The sequence below is a fragment of the Nonomuraea jiangxiensis genome, from assembly GCF_900099965.1.
Classification (GTDB): Bacteria; Actinomycetota; Actinomycetes; order Streptosporangiales; family Streptosporangiaceae; genus Nonomuraea; species Nonomuraea jiangxiensis.
Window position 1 is genome coordinate 58,803 of sequence record NZ_FNDJ01000043.1, and the last position, 11,836, is coordinate 70,638.

The 11,836-nt window shown below is 70.8% G+C and carries 13 protein-coding genes; 7 read left to right on the forward strand and 6 right to left on the reverse strand.

All coding sequences use genetic code 11. From position 1 onward, the window contains the following. Positions 1 to 86: 86 nt before the first annotated feature. Entirely contained in the window at positions 87 to 857 is a 771-nt protein-coding gene (locus BLS95_RS50180; RefSeq protein ID WP_245765763.1) for a class I SAM-dependent methyltransferase, read from the reverse strand. Next, on the reverse strand, positions 854 to 1,663 hold the full coding sequence (locus BLS95_RS50185) for a sugar phosphate isomerase/epimerase family protein (RefSeq protein WP_090946720.1): 810 nt from the start codon (positions 1,661 to 1,663) through the stop codon (positions 854 to 856). Before BLS95_RS50185 ends, BLS95_RS50180 begins: the two co-directional genes overlap by 4 nt. A 101-nt stretch (positions 1,664 to 1,764) precedes the next feature. Here BLS95_RS50185 and BLS95_RS50190 point away from each other — a divergent pair, with 101 nt between their 5' ends. Genes BLS95_RS50190 through disA form a run of 5 tightly spaced genes read left to right on the forward strand, consistent with a single transcriptional unit; the run spans position 1,765 to position 5,766 of the window. Further along, positions 1,765 to 2,463 carry a class I SAM-dependent methyltransferase gene (locus tag BLS95_RS50190; RefSeq protein WP_090946721.1) on the forward strand — a complete coding sequence of 233 codons (699 nt, stop codon included), beginning with the start codon at positions 1,765 to 1,767 and terminating at the stop codon, positions 2,461 to 2,463. A 41-nt stretch (positions 2,464 to 2,504) separates the two neighbouring features. After that, a complete protein-coding gene (locus BLS95_RS50195) occupies positions 2,505 to 2,873 on the forward strand; it encodes a MerR family transcriptional regulator (RefSeq protein WP_090946722.1) in 369 nt (122 codons plus the stop codon). A 5-nt stretch (positions 2,874 to 2,878) separates the two neighbouring features. Then, the gene (trxA, locus tag BLS95_RS50200) at positions 2,879 to 3,184 is read left to right on the forward strand and encodes a thioredoxin (RefSeq protein WP_090946723.1); all 306 of its coding nucleotides are present in this window, start codon (positions 2,879 to 2,881) and stop codon (positions 3,182 to 3,184) included. 58 nt (positions 3,185 to 3,242) lie between these two features. Continuing rightward, on the forward strand, positions 3,243 to 4,649 hold the full coding sequence (gene radA / locus BLS95_RS50205) for a DNA repair protein RadA (protein WP_090946724.1): 1,407 nt from the start codon (positions 3,243 to 3,245) through the stop codon (positions 4,647 to 4,649). Between the two features lie 40 nt (positions 4,650 to 4,689). Then, complete coding sequence (gene disA / locus BLS95_RS50210; protein ID WP_090946725.1) at positions 4,690 to 5,766, forward strand: DNA integrity scanning diadenylate cyclase DisA; 1,077 nt, start codon at positions 4,690 to 4,692, stop codon at positions 5,764 to 5,766. A 295-nt stretch (positions 5,767 to 6,061) separates the two neighbouring features. Here disA and BLS95_RS50215 read toward each other — a convergent pair whose 3' ends face one another. Then, positions 6,062 to 6,748 carry a hypothetical protein gene (locus tag BLS95_RS50215; RefSeq protein ID WP_090946726.1) on the reverse strand — a complete coding sequence of 229 codons (687 nt, stop codon included), beginning with the start codon at positions 6,746 to 6,748 and terminating at the stop codon, positions 6,062 to 6,064. Positions 6,749 to 6,827: 79 nt separating this feature from the next. On the opposite strand from BLS95_RS50215, the gene BLS95_RS50220 reads away from it, so the two are divergent. After that, positions 6,828 to 7,706, forward strand: a complete 879-nt coding sequence (locus tag BLS95_RS50220) for an HhH-GPD family protein (protein WP_176993838.1) — start codon at positions 6,828 to 6,830, stop codon at positions 7,704 to 7,706. Between the two features lie 366 nt (positions 7,707 to 8,072). Here BLS95_RS50220 and BLS95_RS50225 read toward each other — a convergent pair whose 3' ends face one another. Further along, a complete protein-coding gene (locus tag BLS95_RS50225; protein ID WP_090946727.1) occupies positions 8,073 to 8,450 on the reverse strand; it encodes a cupin domain-containing protein in 378 nt (125 codons plus the stop codon). Between the two features lie 59 nt (positions 8,451 to 8,509). On the opposite strand from BLS95_RS50225, the gene BLS95_RS50230 reads away from it, so the two are divergent. Further along, positions 8,510 to 8,974: a MarR family winged helix-turn-helix transcriptional regulator gene (locus tag BLS95_RS50230; protein ID WP_090946728.1), complete on the forward strand. Its 465-nt coding sequence runs from the start codon at positions 8,510 to 8,512 to the stop codon at positions 8,972 to 8,974. Positions 8,975 to 9,109: 135 nt separating this feature from the next. Here the strand turns inward: BLS95_RS50230 and BLS95_RS50235 are convergent, their stop codons facing one another. Both BLS95_RS50235 and BLS95_RS50240 read right to left on the reverse strand, forming a co-directional pair. After that, positions 9,110 to 10,051, reverse strand: coding sequence for a sugar phosphate isomerase/epimerase family protein (locus tag BLS95_RS50235; protein ID WP_090946729.1), 942 nt, complete (start codon positions 10,049 to 10,051; stop codon positions 9,110 to 9,112). Positions 10,052 to 11,135: 1,084 nt separating this feature from the next. Further along, positions 11,136 to 11,836: AAA family ATPase (locus tag BLS95_RS50240; protein ID WP_176993839.1), on the reverse strand; the 701-nt coding region annotated here is incomplete at its 5' end.

Sequence of the window (11,836 nt, forward strand, 5' to 3'; positions counted from 1 at the left end):
CTCCGTGCGGCGGCCCGGCCGCCCGGACCCCGCCGCCTTTCTCGTCGCTCCGCCGCTCCGCCACCCCATGGCGGCGCGCCGTCGCGTCACCTGCCCACCGCCAGATAGACCCGCATCGGCACGGACAGCACCCCTTCCGGGAACGCCTCGCGCAGCTCCACCCGCTGCCACTCGACCAGCTCGTCGGCGGCACCCGGCGACATCGCCGCCATGTAGGAGTGTGAGCGCAGGCCGAGCAGGAAGTCCTCGATGCCGACCAGCCTCGTCCAGGGTATCCAGCGCTCCTCGATCACGTCGAAGGCGGAGGCGATCGGCGGCACCGACCACTGCTCGACCGCCGGACCGTAGTAGGTGGGCACCGCCGCCGCCAGCCGGGCCTCGTAGGCCGCCAGCCAGTCGGCCTGCGCGGCGTGGTTGAGGTTCCAGCAGCCCACGATCGCGCCGTGCGGCCGCAGCACCCGCCTGGCCTCGGCGATCGAGACCACGGGGTCCAGCCAGTGCCACGACTGCGCGTATGTCACCAGGTCGGCCACGCCGTCGGCCAGCGGCAGCGCGTTGCCGTCGGCCAGCACGGCGACCACGGCGGGCGGGCCGTCCTCGGAGCGGGAGACCAGGCGGGCCAGCATCCCGGCGCCCGGGTCGACCGCGATCACCCGCGAGCCGCGCGCCCTGAGCGCCCTGGTCATGATGCCGGTGCCGGCGCCGACGTCGACCGTGGTGGCGCCGTCGAGGTCGACGCCGGTCAGCTCGCCCAGGGCGCGGAAGATCTCGTCGGGGTAGCCGGGCCGGCCGGCGTCGTAGGCGTCGGCCACCCGGTCGAACACCCGGGCGAGACCTTTGATCGGCCCGGTGTTCACGAGGTGGCCGCCAGGTGCAGCCTGGCGAAGGCCAGGCCCTCCGCCAGGTCGTCGATGCGCTCGGTGCGGCTGGCCGCCTTGCGGGTGTTGATCTCCAGCACGACCAGCCCCGAGTAGCCGGTGTTGGCCAGCCGCTCCAGCATCTGGGCGCACGGCTGGTTGCCCCGGCCGGGCACCAGGTGCTCGTCCTTGTTCGTGACGCCGAGGCCGTCGGCCAGGTGCAGGTGGGCGAGCCGGTCGCCGAGCTTGACGGCCATCTCCATGGCGTCGGAGCCCGACACGGCCGTGTGCGACAGGTCCAGCGTGACCTGGGGGAAGGCGAAGTCGATCGGGTTCCAGTCGGGTGAGTAGGGCACCACGTCGTTGCCCCGGGCACGCAGCGGGAACATGTTCTCGACGGCGAACGTGACGTCCGTCTCTTCACGCATTCTGGCCAGCCCGTTCTCGAAGTCGCGGGCGTAGTCACGCTGCCAGCGGAACGGCGGATGGACCACGACCGTGGAGGCGCCGAGCCGCTCGGCCGCCTTCTGTGCCTTGACCAGCTTGGCCCACGGGTCACGGCCCCAGACCCGCTGCGTGACGAGCAGACAGGGGGCATGGATGGCCAGGACGGGGATCTCGTAGTGCTCGGAGAGCCGCTCGATCACCTCGATGTCCTGGCTAACCGGGTCGGCGCCCACCATGATCTCCACGCCGTCGTAACCAAGGCGGGCGGCCAGCTCGAACGCGTCTGGAGTGCGTTCCGGATATACCGAAGCAGTGGACAATGCGATCTTCGCATTGGGCACGCGGATGACATCAGCCACGCTGCCAGCCTAAGCCGGTAAAGCGGATCTGGCGCGCGAGCCCCTCTGGTGCGCCGCGTCCTGGGGCTCACCAAGGCGTGAGATGCACCTACCGTTGAGGCATGCCACGGATAGCGAAAGGTGCGATCCCCAGCCCGAACATCTGGAACTCTCCCCAGGTCTACGAGCTGGAGAATCGCGCCGTCGACCCCGAGGGCGCGGCCGACGCCGCGATGCGGGCGGTGCGCCCCTGGGACGGCGCCACCGTGCTGGACATCGGCTGCGGCACCGGTTACCACCTGCCGATCCTGTCGTCGCAGGCGGCGCGGGTGATCGGGGTGGAGCCGCACGGGGACCTGGCCGTGCTGGCCCGCCGCCGCTGCGCCGGGCTGGCCAACGTGACCGTGCACGCCGCCACGGCCCAGGAGCTGCCGCTGCCCGACGCCTCGGTGGACGTGGCCGTCGCGCGGTGGGCGTACTTCTTCGGGCCGGGCTGCGAGCCGGGGCTGCGCGAGCTGTCGCGGGTGGTACGCCGTGGCGGCGCGGCCTTCGTGCTGGACCTCGATGCCACCAGGGGGTCGTTCGGGCGCTGGTTCTCGCACACCGTACCGGCCTACTCGGCGCGCGAGGTCGAGGCGTTCTGGGACCGGCAGGGCTGGCAGCGGCGGCCGCTCGATCTGCGGATGGCCTTCGAGCGGCGCGCGGACCTGGAGGCGGTGCTGCGCATCGAGTTCACGCCCGCGGTGGCCGAGCAGGCCATCGCCGAGACGCCGGGCCTGGAGATCCCCTATCCGAACGTCCTGCGCTGGCGCCACTTCTGAGGCTTGACATTGACGCGGGTGTCAACGTTTACCGTGATGGCATGCGCATAGGTGAGCTGGCGGAACGCACCGGGGTGAGCACCCGCTCACTCCGTTACTACGAGCAGCACGGGCTGCTCAGCGCCCGTCGCGCGGCCAACGGTTACCGCGACTACGGCGAGGACGACGTCAGGCTGGTGTCCGAGATCCGGGCCCTGCTGAAGGTCGGGTTCACGTTGGAGGACACCCGGCCGTTCGTCGACTGCCTGCGCCGCGGGCACAGCACGGGCGGGTCGTGCGCGGAGTCGGTCGAGGTCTACGAGCGCAAGCTGAGCGAGATCGACACGGAGATCCGCGTCCTGCTCGCCCGCCGCGCCGAGGTGGCCGCCCAGCTCGCCCGGTCCTGCCCTGGATGCTTTGTGAAGGGATGAGAAAGATGATCACGCTGACCACGGACAACTACGAGGAGCGGGTGCTCAAGAGCGACGAGCCGGTGCTGGTGGAGTTCTGGGCCGAGTGGTGCGGGCCCTGCAGGATGGTGGGCCCCGTACTGGAGCAGATCGAGGCCGAGCACGGGCTGACGGTCGGCAAGCTCAACACCGACGAGAACCCCGAGATCATGGCGCGCTACGGGGTGATGGCCGTGCCGACGATGCTGCTGTTCGAGAACGGCGAACCGGTGAAGCAGATCGTGGGCGCCAAGCCCAAGCGCCTGCTCGTCTCTGAGCTCGGCCTGGCCTGACCCGCCGATCCAGCCCGGCGCTCGAAGATTGTCGGCGGCGCCCGCTAGCCTGCTCCGCATGGCCAAGACTGCCCAGAAGCCCGGATATCGCTGCTCCGAATGCGGCTGGCGCACCGCCAAGTGGGTCGGCCGGTGCGGCGAGTGCCAGGCGTGGGGCACGGTCGACGAGGAGGGCGCGCGCGCCGGGGTCAACGTGGTGCAGGCCGGCGCCACCACCGCGCCCGCGCTGCCGATCGGCCAGGTCAAGGCCGAGGTGGCGACCGCGCGCACGACCGGCGTGAGCGAGCTCGACCGGGTGCTCGGCGGCGGCCTGGTGCCGGGCGCGGTGGTGCTGCTGGCGGGCGAGCCGGGCATCGGCAAGTCCACGCTGCTGCTGGAGGCCGCGGCCCGCATCGCCGAGCGCGAGACGGTGCTCTACATCACGGGCGAGGAGTCGGCCGCCCAGGTGCGCCTGCGGGCCGATCGCATCGGCGCGATCCAGGACCGGCTCTACCTCGCCGCGGAGACCGAGCTGTCGGCTCTGGTCTCCCATGTGGAGAAGGTCCAGCCCAGCCTGCTCGTGGTCGACTCGGTGCAGACGGTCGGCTCGGCCCAGGCCACCGGCGTGCCAGGCGGCGTGACCCAGGTCCGCGAGGTGGCGGCCAACCTGGTGCGGCTGGCCAAGGAGCGCAACATGGCCACCGTTCTGGTCGGCCACGTCACCAAGGAGGGCTCGATCGCGGGCCCGCGCACGCTGGAGCACCTGGTCGACGTGGTGCTCAACTTCGAGGGCGACAACCACTCCAGGCTGCGCATGGTGCGCGCGGTGAAAAACCGGTTCGGTCCCACCGACGAGATCGGCTGCTTCGACCTGCACGAGCGCGGCATCGAGGGCATCACCGACCCGAGCGGGCTGTTCGTCTCCCGGCGCAGCGAGCCGGTGCCCGGCACCTGCGTCACCGTCACGGTCGAGGGCACCCGCCCGCTCCCCGCCGAGGTCCAGGCCCTGGTGGCGCGCACGGAGGCGCAGCAGCCCAGGCGCACCTCCTCCGGGCTCGACACCTACCGGGTGCAGATGATCCTCGCGGTGCTGGAGCGCCGGCTCAACGCCCGCCTCGGCGGCTGCGACGTCTACACCGCGACCGTGGGCGGCATCAAGCTGGCCGACCCCGCGGTGGACTTGTCGGTCATGCTCGCCGTGGCCAGCGCCGCCGGGGACAAACCGCTGCCACCCGGCCTGGTGGCGCTCGGGGAGGTCGGCCTGGCGGGCGAGTTGCGCCCGGTCAAGGACGTGCGCAGGCGGCTGACGGAGGCGGCCAGGCTCGGCTTCAAGCGCGCTCTCGTGCCCGCCGGATCCCTGGAGGAGGGCGGCCGACGGCGCACCGGGCAGCGCGCGCTGGTGCCGGTGGGGCCGGTGGCGTTCGCACCTGGGTTCGAGGTCGTGCAGGCGGAGAACGTCTGGGACGCTCTCACACACGTCACATAGCACGGCTAAGCTGAGCGTGACCGATCGACACGGGGGTCAGGTGGATAGGAGTCTTGACGACCGTCGTCGCGAAGCCCTGGCCGCTGTGGCGCCGGGCACACCGTTGCGCGACGGCCTGGAGCGGATCCTGCGCGGGCAGACCGGCGGGCTGATCGTGCTCGGTTACAACAAGGTCGTCGAGCAGGTCTGCAGTGGCGGCTTCCAGCTCGACGTCGAATTCTCCCCCACCAGGCTCCGCGAGCTGGCCAAGATGGACGGGGCCATCGTGGTGAGCGGCGACCACAAGATCGTACGCGCCGCCGTGCACCTCGTGCCCGACCCCTCGATCTCCACCGACGAGTCCGGCACCCGCCACCGCACGGCGCAGCGGGTGGCCAGGCAGACGGGCCTGCCGATCATCGCGATCAGCAAGTCCATGCGCATCATCGCCCTCTACCTCGACGGCATCCGCTATGTCCTGGAGGAGTCGGCCGCCATCCTGTCCAAGGCCAACCAGGCCCTGGCCACCCTTGAGCGCTACAAACACCGCCTCGACGAGGTCTCCGGCACCCTGTCGGCGCTGGAGATCGAGGACCTGGTGACGGTCAGGGACGTGGCGGCGGTGGCCCAGCGCCTGGAGATGGTCCGCCGGATCTCCGACGAGATCAAGGGCTACGTCGTGGAGCTGGGCACCGACGGCCGCCTGCTGTCCCTGCAACTGGACGAGCTGGTGGCGGGCGTGGACTCCGAGCGCGAGCTGGTGATCCGCGACTACCTCCCGCCCCCCGCCGGCCGCCGCCAGCGCCGCCCGGTGGAGGCCATGCACGACCTCAACCAGCTGTCCGGCAACGAGCTCCTGGACCTGTCGGTCGTGGCCCACGTCCTCGGCCACAACGGCACCGACAAGCTGGACAGCCCGGTCAGCCCGCGCGGCTTCCGCCTGCTGGCCAAGGTCCCCCGCCTGCCCGGCGCGGTGGTCGACCGCCTGGTCGACCACTTCGGCGGCCTGCAGAAGCTGCTGGCGGCGAGCATCGACGACCTGCAGGAGGTGGGGGGCGTGGGCGAGTCCCGGGCACGCAGCGTCCGCGAGGGCCTCTCCCGCCTGGCCGAGTCCTCGATCCTGGAACGCTACGTCTGAAAGGACCGCGGGCCCTGGCCCGGACTGCGTCCTGCGGCCATCGCTTTGGCGAGCGGCCGAATACGGGCGCCACCGTGCCGCACGGCACGCCCACGGCGGACACGGGATCGTGCGCTGAGCCGTACACCGCCTCGGGACCGTGCATGAGCCGGTGTGGCGCTGTGCGTGGCTGTGGGCCATTGTGACGTGCGGTTCCGCCCCTCCCGGGGCTGAGCGCCCGCCTTGGGGCGGGCGACAGCCTGGCCGCCTCACAGCCGCGCCGCGGGGGCACCGGCCGCGGGCCTCTCCTTCAGCTCTAGCGGAGGTGGAAAATCCCCTTGGCGCTGCGCAGCCCACCCAGGCGGGCGGTGGCCACATAGGTGCCCGGCAGCGCGGTCTGCTGGATGGAGCGGCAGTCGATGCTCGACCGCCGCCGGTCCCAGTCCAGCACCCGCACGTGCGGCACCCCCCGCTGCAACTGCTTGATCTCCGTCCCGTCCCCGCTCACGCAGTCGGCGTTGGACCAGATGCGGTCGGCCCCCGAGGTGATGCGGATCTCCAGCGCCCGCGGACCCACGTCGGCGGTGCACATCACGGGGCCCGCGTTGACCAGCGTGATGATGAAGTTCGGTCGGGCGCCGGCCGCGTAGATCTGCTCCTTTCCGCCCTGGAGGCTGAGCACCAGGTCCTGCTCCTGGCATGGCTCGCCGGGCCTCCTGAGAGGGGCGGGCGTTGGCGACGGCGTGGGCGTGGTGGTGGTGGTCGGGGTGGGCGACGGGCTGGCCGTGCCCATGGCAAGCGTGCGTAGCCCGGCCAAGAGTGGATCAACTGTGGGCGTGGCGCTCGGCGAGGCCTGCGCTCTGGACGTACGCTCGGGTCCACTGCCTCCGCTGGAGCACGCCCAGGCCACAACGGCGACGACGACGAGCACCGCCACCAGCACGCTCATTCGGCGCCGCCAGTAGACGTCCCCGCCGTCGCCACGCATCGTATCCGGGTCCATACGCTCAGCATGGTAAGCCCGCCACCGCTAAGAAGCGGCGACACGCCGAGGGCAACCATCTGGGCATACCCTTGACCGCGTGGTTGAGTCGAACCTCCTGCACGCCCCCGTTCTGGACTGGTACGAGGACAACGCCCGGGACCTCCCGTGGCGTGCCCCTGACGCGACCCCGTGGGGTGTGCTGGTCAGCGAGATCATGCTGCAGCAGACCCCGGTCGTACGCGTTCTGCCCGTCTGGCACGAGTGGCTGACCCGCTGGCCCGTTCCCAAGGCGCTGGCCGACGAACAACCCGGCGAGGCCGTACGCGCCTGGGGAAGGCTCGGCTACCCGCGCCGGGCGCTGCGCCTGCACGCGTGCGCCAGGGCCATCAGCGACGAGCACGGCGGCGAGGTGCCGTCCGACCACGCGACCCTGCTGTCCCTGCCGGGCATCGGCGAATACACCGCCGCCGCGGTCGCCAGCTTCGCCTACGGCGGCCGCCACGCCATCCTGGACACCAACGTCCGCCGGGTGTTCGCCAGGGCTGTACGCGCGGAGGAATACCCGCCCACCGCCACCTCGGCGGCCGAGCGGCGGCTCGCGGAGGCGCTCCTGCCCGAGCTGGGCGCCGCCCGCTGGGGCGTGGCGGTGATGGAGCTGGGCGCCCTGGTCTGTACGGCCCGGGCGCCGCGCTGCGCCGACTGCCCGATCACCCACCTGTGCGCCTGGCGGCTGGCGGGCAAGCCACCGCACGACGGCCCCGCGCGCAAGGGCCAGACGTACGCCGGCACGGACCGCCAGTGCCGCGGCCGCCTCCTTGAGGTGCTGCGCTCAGCCCACGGCCCGGTCCCCAAGGCGGCGCTGGACGCCGTGTGGGACGACGCGACGCAACGGGAACGCGCCCTGGACGGCCTCATCACCGACGGCCTGGCCGAACACCTGGACGACGGCACCTACCGCCTCCCCCACGACGGATGAGCAACCCCCGCAACCACCCCAAGATCCACCATCCCAAGGTTCGCCGCCGCCCAAGCTGACCCCATCGAGCACTACCGCCCTCAGCCGAACACCCGCCCCACCACCGACCCGCCATCCCGGACCCCCGCCTCAACCGGCCGCTCCCCAGCCGCCCTCCTCAGCCAGCCCTGCCTGAGCCGACCTCGCTTAGCTGACCCCCCTCAGCTGACCCCGCTCAGGCGGCCTGGCTCAGGCGGCCTGGCTCAACTGACCCGGCTCAACTGACCCGGCTCAGGCGGAACCGCTCAAGCACCCCCGCTCAGCGGCCACGCTCAAGCGACGTCTCTCAGACGACATCTCTCAGGCGCCCCCTTCACGCGCCCTCCTTCAGGCGATCCACGGCGGGACGCCGAACTCGGTCCCGTCCGCCGTGAAGGCCTTGGCCTCGCCAGGGGCCGTGACGACGGCGCTGTAGCCGCTGCGGGGATCGGCCAGCACCCGCCGCACCGTACGGGCGGGCATGACGACGGTGTCCCCCGCACCGACCTCGAACCGCTCCTCCCCCAGCTCCACCACGGCGGCCCCGTCGAGCCACGTCCACACCTGCTCGCAGTCGAAGTCGTGCACCGGTCCCACCGCGCCGGGCCGGGCGTCGACCCTCCACAGGGACCGCGAGGCCCCACCCTGCGTCGGCGAGGCGAACGTCGTCATGACCCCGCTGGGAGTCTCCGACCGGCGCGCCTCGGCCTCACGTATGACAGTCATCTCCTGAACCCCTAAGATAGGCAACCACGTTGTCCTTATAGTCAATCAGGTTGTCTATCATGTCAAGCCCAGGCTTCGAACTACCGCTGCGTCTGCTGCTGGCGTTCCGGGTGCTGATCGACGAGTTGCACGCCGAGCTGGCCCGGCAAGGTCACCCCGATATCCGCCCGATGCACGGGTTCGTCATGCAGGCCATCGGCCCGCAGGGCACCACCGCCGTCGACCTCGGCCGCACGCTCGGCGTCTCCAAGCAGGCGGCCGGCAAGACCGTCGACACCCTGGAACGCATCGGCTACGTCGAACGTACCCCGGACCCGGCCGACACTCGCCGCAAAGTCATCCGCCTCACCCCGTACGGCATGGACGCCCTGAACCGCTCGGCCCGCATCTTCGACGACCTGCGCGCCCGCTGGGCCACCGAACTGGGCGAGGACCGCCTGAACGCCCTGGAGTCGGACCTGCGCAGGATGACCCCGGCCAACCTGTGGCGCCTCGACACCCCAGGCTGGTTCGGCAACCTCTGACCGGGCCGCCGCATCACACACCAGACCGACAGGTCGGCACGTGGCCAGCCCCCCATCGGAGGGCGGAACTGCGGGCCGAGACCGATCGGCACCCAGGCCGCCGGCCTCCCCACCCCGCAGTCGCAATCGCAGTCGTCAGGCGGCGAGCTGCAGGCCCAGGCTGGTCAGGTTGGTACGGGCCCAGGCCAGTTCCTCGGCCAGCAGCGACACCAGGGCCCCAGGCCCCTTCGCCCGTCCGGGAACGGTCAGGTTGTGCGTCTCGACCTCGATGTGCGCGCTCCCGCTGACGGCTCCCGACAACATGGCCGTCAGCGTGTCGTGCAGCACCGCACTCGGGCTGCTCGGCATCTCGCCCGTGTGGTTGTGTACGTGCCCCAGCTTGACCACGGGCGCCCCGGCCTCGGCCAGGCCCTTGAGTGCCGCACCCGGCCCCTCGGCCCCGCAGGCGAGGTGACAGGCGTCCAGGCACACGCCCAGGTGCTCGGAGTCGATGCCGCACACCCGCTCCAGCGCCTGCTCGGTCGTCTCCAGCACACACCCCGGCCAGGGCTCGAACCCGACCCTGATCGTCTTGCCGGTCACGCTGTAGATGCCGCGCAGCTCGCGGGCCAGCCGCTCCAGGCGCCGGGCGGCGATCGAGTGCAGGTCGGCGGGCCAGTCGCGGCGCCAGCCGATCGGAATGGTGGAGATGCTGCCGAACCGCACGTCGTCCGGAAGCAGGAACGCCAGGATCTTGGCCAGGGCCATGGTGTAGCGGTAGCGCTCGGGCTTGGCCCAGTCGGGCCCGGGGACCTCCTGGTTGCGGCCGCCGGTGCCGTTGAGGCTCACGACCTCCAGGCCGCGCTCCTCCAGGGAGCGGCGCAGCCGTACGAGCTCGATGCGGTCGGCCGTGAGATGGTCGGCCACGCTCGGCGAGAGCCACAACCCGATGCCCATCCGCTCCACGCCCAGCCGCTTGCGCACCGGGACCGCGTAGCGGGTCAGGTGGGCGATCAGGTTCTCCAGGTCCTCCGCGGGGTGGATGCCCGCGTTGTAGGCGAGGTGAACGAGCGTTCCGTCGTTGTGACGCAGGCGCATCGGTTTCCTCCACGGCTTTCTTGTGTTCCGTCGCCCGCCCCTGGCGCGCGGCCCCTGACGAGCATGCCTGCTCGCCCGCGGCTCCCGCGTCCGCCCCGAGTTGATTCCTCACTACTCCCGAGGGAGCAGCCCGCAGCTTGGGAACGTGCTCTATGTGGCTCACTTGGATGAGACTTGGCGAAGCTCTACGCAGTGTAGTACTACTCTCGGTGGCGGTACACCCGAGACGCCAAACGATTACGCAACGACGCCCGTCTCACCCCTTATGACCACGCAGCACCCGCGAATGTGACATCGGACACCCAACCGCGGCCACGGCAGGCGGCCACCCACGACACCAGAACGGTGGCCATGTGCCCGGCCCTGGACGTCAAGCGAGACCGTGCCCTCGGCGCGAAATGGTGCGATGTGGCGATAACCGACACCACGAACAGCACGACCAAGCACCCGCCTACCCGCGCCACAGGAGACCGTCAACTCCATCGAACGCCGAGCCGCCCAGGACCGCCGGTCAGAACCACACGCCCACGACAGAGGCGCCACAGCTCCGCAGACGACACAACCCCGCGCCCACAACCACCCCGCCCCTCCACGACCCCATCCCGTCCACGCCCCACCCACCCACAGCCCCGCCCCCGCAACTCCTCCCACGTCTCATCTGTCCACAACCAGCGGACCACCCCGCCCGCCGGATCACCCTGACCCAAGCGATCGCCCCCGACCCAGCGGATCACGCTTACCCAAGGGATCGCCCGACCCAGCGGATCGCACTAACCCAAGGGTTCACCCCACCCCGACCCATCACCCCGACTCAGCGGATCACCCTGACCCAGGTGGATTCCCCCGACCCAGCGGATCACGCTTACCCAAGGGATCGCCCCCACCCACCAGATCACCGCGACCCGACCAATCACCCCGACCCAACCAATCACCCCGACCCGAGCGATGACCCCGGGTCCAGCGATAACCCCGGATCCAGCGGATCACCCCGCCGCGCGACACCCCCGGAACACGCGAAAACCCCCGCGCAACCTTCGCGCGGGGGCTTCCGTTGAGAACCTGAGCTGAGCCCAGCGAGGACCCGTCAGTTCTGAATCGGGGCGGCGATCGCGGCCGCCGAGTCCGGGACCTTCGTGACCGACTCGCCCTGGAAGACGAACTTGGCGTTGTCGCCCTCGCCCTCCACCGTCACCTTGACGACGTGCCCCGGCCGGAGCTCACCGTAAAGGATCTTCTCCGACAGGGAGTCCTCCAGCTCGCGCTGGATCGTACGGCGCAGCGGACGGGCGCCCATGACCGGGTCGTAACCCCGGTCGGCCAGCAGCTGCTTGGCCTCGGACGAGACGTCGAGCCCCATGTCGCGGTCCTTCAGCCTGGAGTCCACCTGGGCGAGCATCAGATCCACGATCTTGATGATCTCGGCCGGCGTGAGCTGGTGGAAGACCACGATGTCGTCGACACGGTTGAGGAACTCGGGCCGGAAGTGCTGCTTGAGCTCCTCCTGGACCTTCGACTTCATCCGGTCGTAGTTGGAGTCGGCGTCGTTGGACTTCGCGAACCCGACCCCGATGCCCTTGGAGATGTCCTTGGTGCCGAGGTTGGTGGTCATGATGATGACCGTGTTCTTGAAGTCGACCACGCGGCCCTGGGCGTCGGTCAGGCGACCGTCCTCCAGGATCTGCAGCAGCGAGTTGAAGATGTCGGGGTGGGCCTTCTCGATCTCGTCGAACAGGACCACGGAGAACGGCTTGCGCCGCACCTTCTCGGTGAGCTGGCCGCCCTCCT

Excerpts from the sequence above, each read along its gene's own strand:
- trxA (WP_090946723.1), top strand. The coding sequence starts at position 2,879 with ATGATCACGCTGACCACGGACAACTACGAGGAGCGGGTGCTCAAGAGC.
- BLS95_RS50225 (WP_090946727.1), bottom strand. The coding sequence starts at position 8,450 with ATGACTGTCATACGTGAGGCCGAGGCGCGCCGGTCGGAGACTCCCAGC.
- BLS95_RS50190 (WP_090946721.1), top strand. The coding sequence starts at position 1,765 with ATGCCACGGATAGCGAAAGGTGCGATCCCCAGCCCGAACATCTGGAAC.
- radA (WP_090946724.1), top strand. The coding sequence starts at position 3,243 with ATGGCCAAGACTGCCCAGAAGCCCGGATATCGCTGCTCCGAATGCGGC.
- BLS95_RS50230 (WP_090946728.1), top strand. The coding sequence starts at position 8,510 with ATGTCAAGCCCAGGCTTCGAACTACCGCTGCGTCTGCTGCTGGCGTTC.
- BLS95_RS50215 (WP_090946726.1), bottom strand. The coding sequence starts at position 6,748 with ATGGACCCGGATACGATGCGTGGCGACGGCGGGGACGTCTACTGGCGG.
- BLS95_RS50235 (WP_090946729.1), bottom strand. The coding sequence starts at position 10,051 with ATGCGCCTGCGTCACAACGACGGAACGCTCGTTCACCTCGCCTACAAC.
- BLS95_RS50195 (WP_090946722.1), top strand. The coding sequence starts at position 2,505 with ATGCGCATAGGTGAGCTGGCGGAACGCACCGGGGTGAGCACCCGCTCA.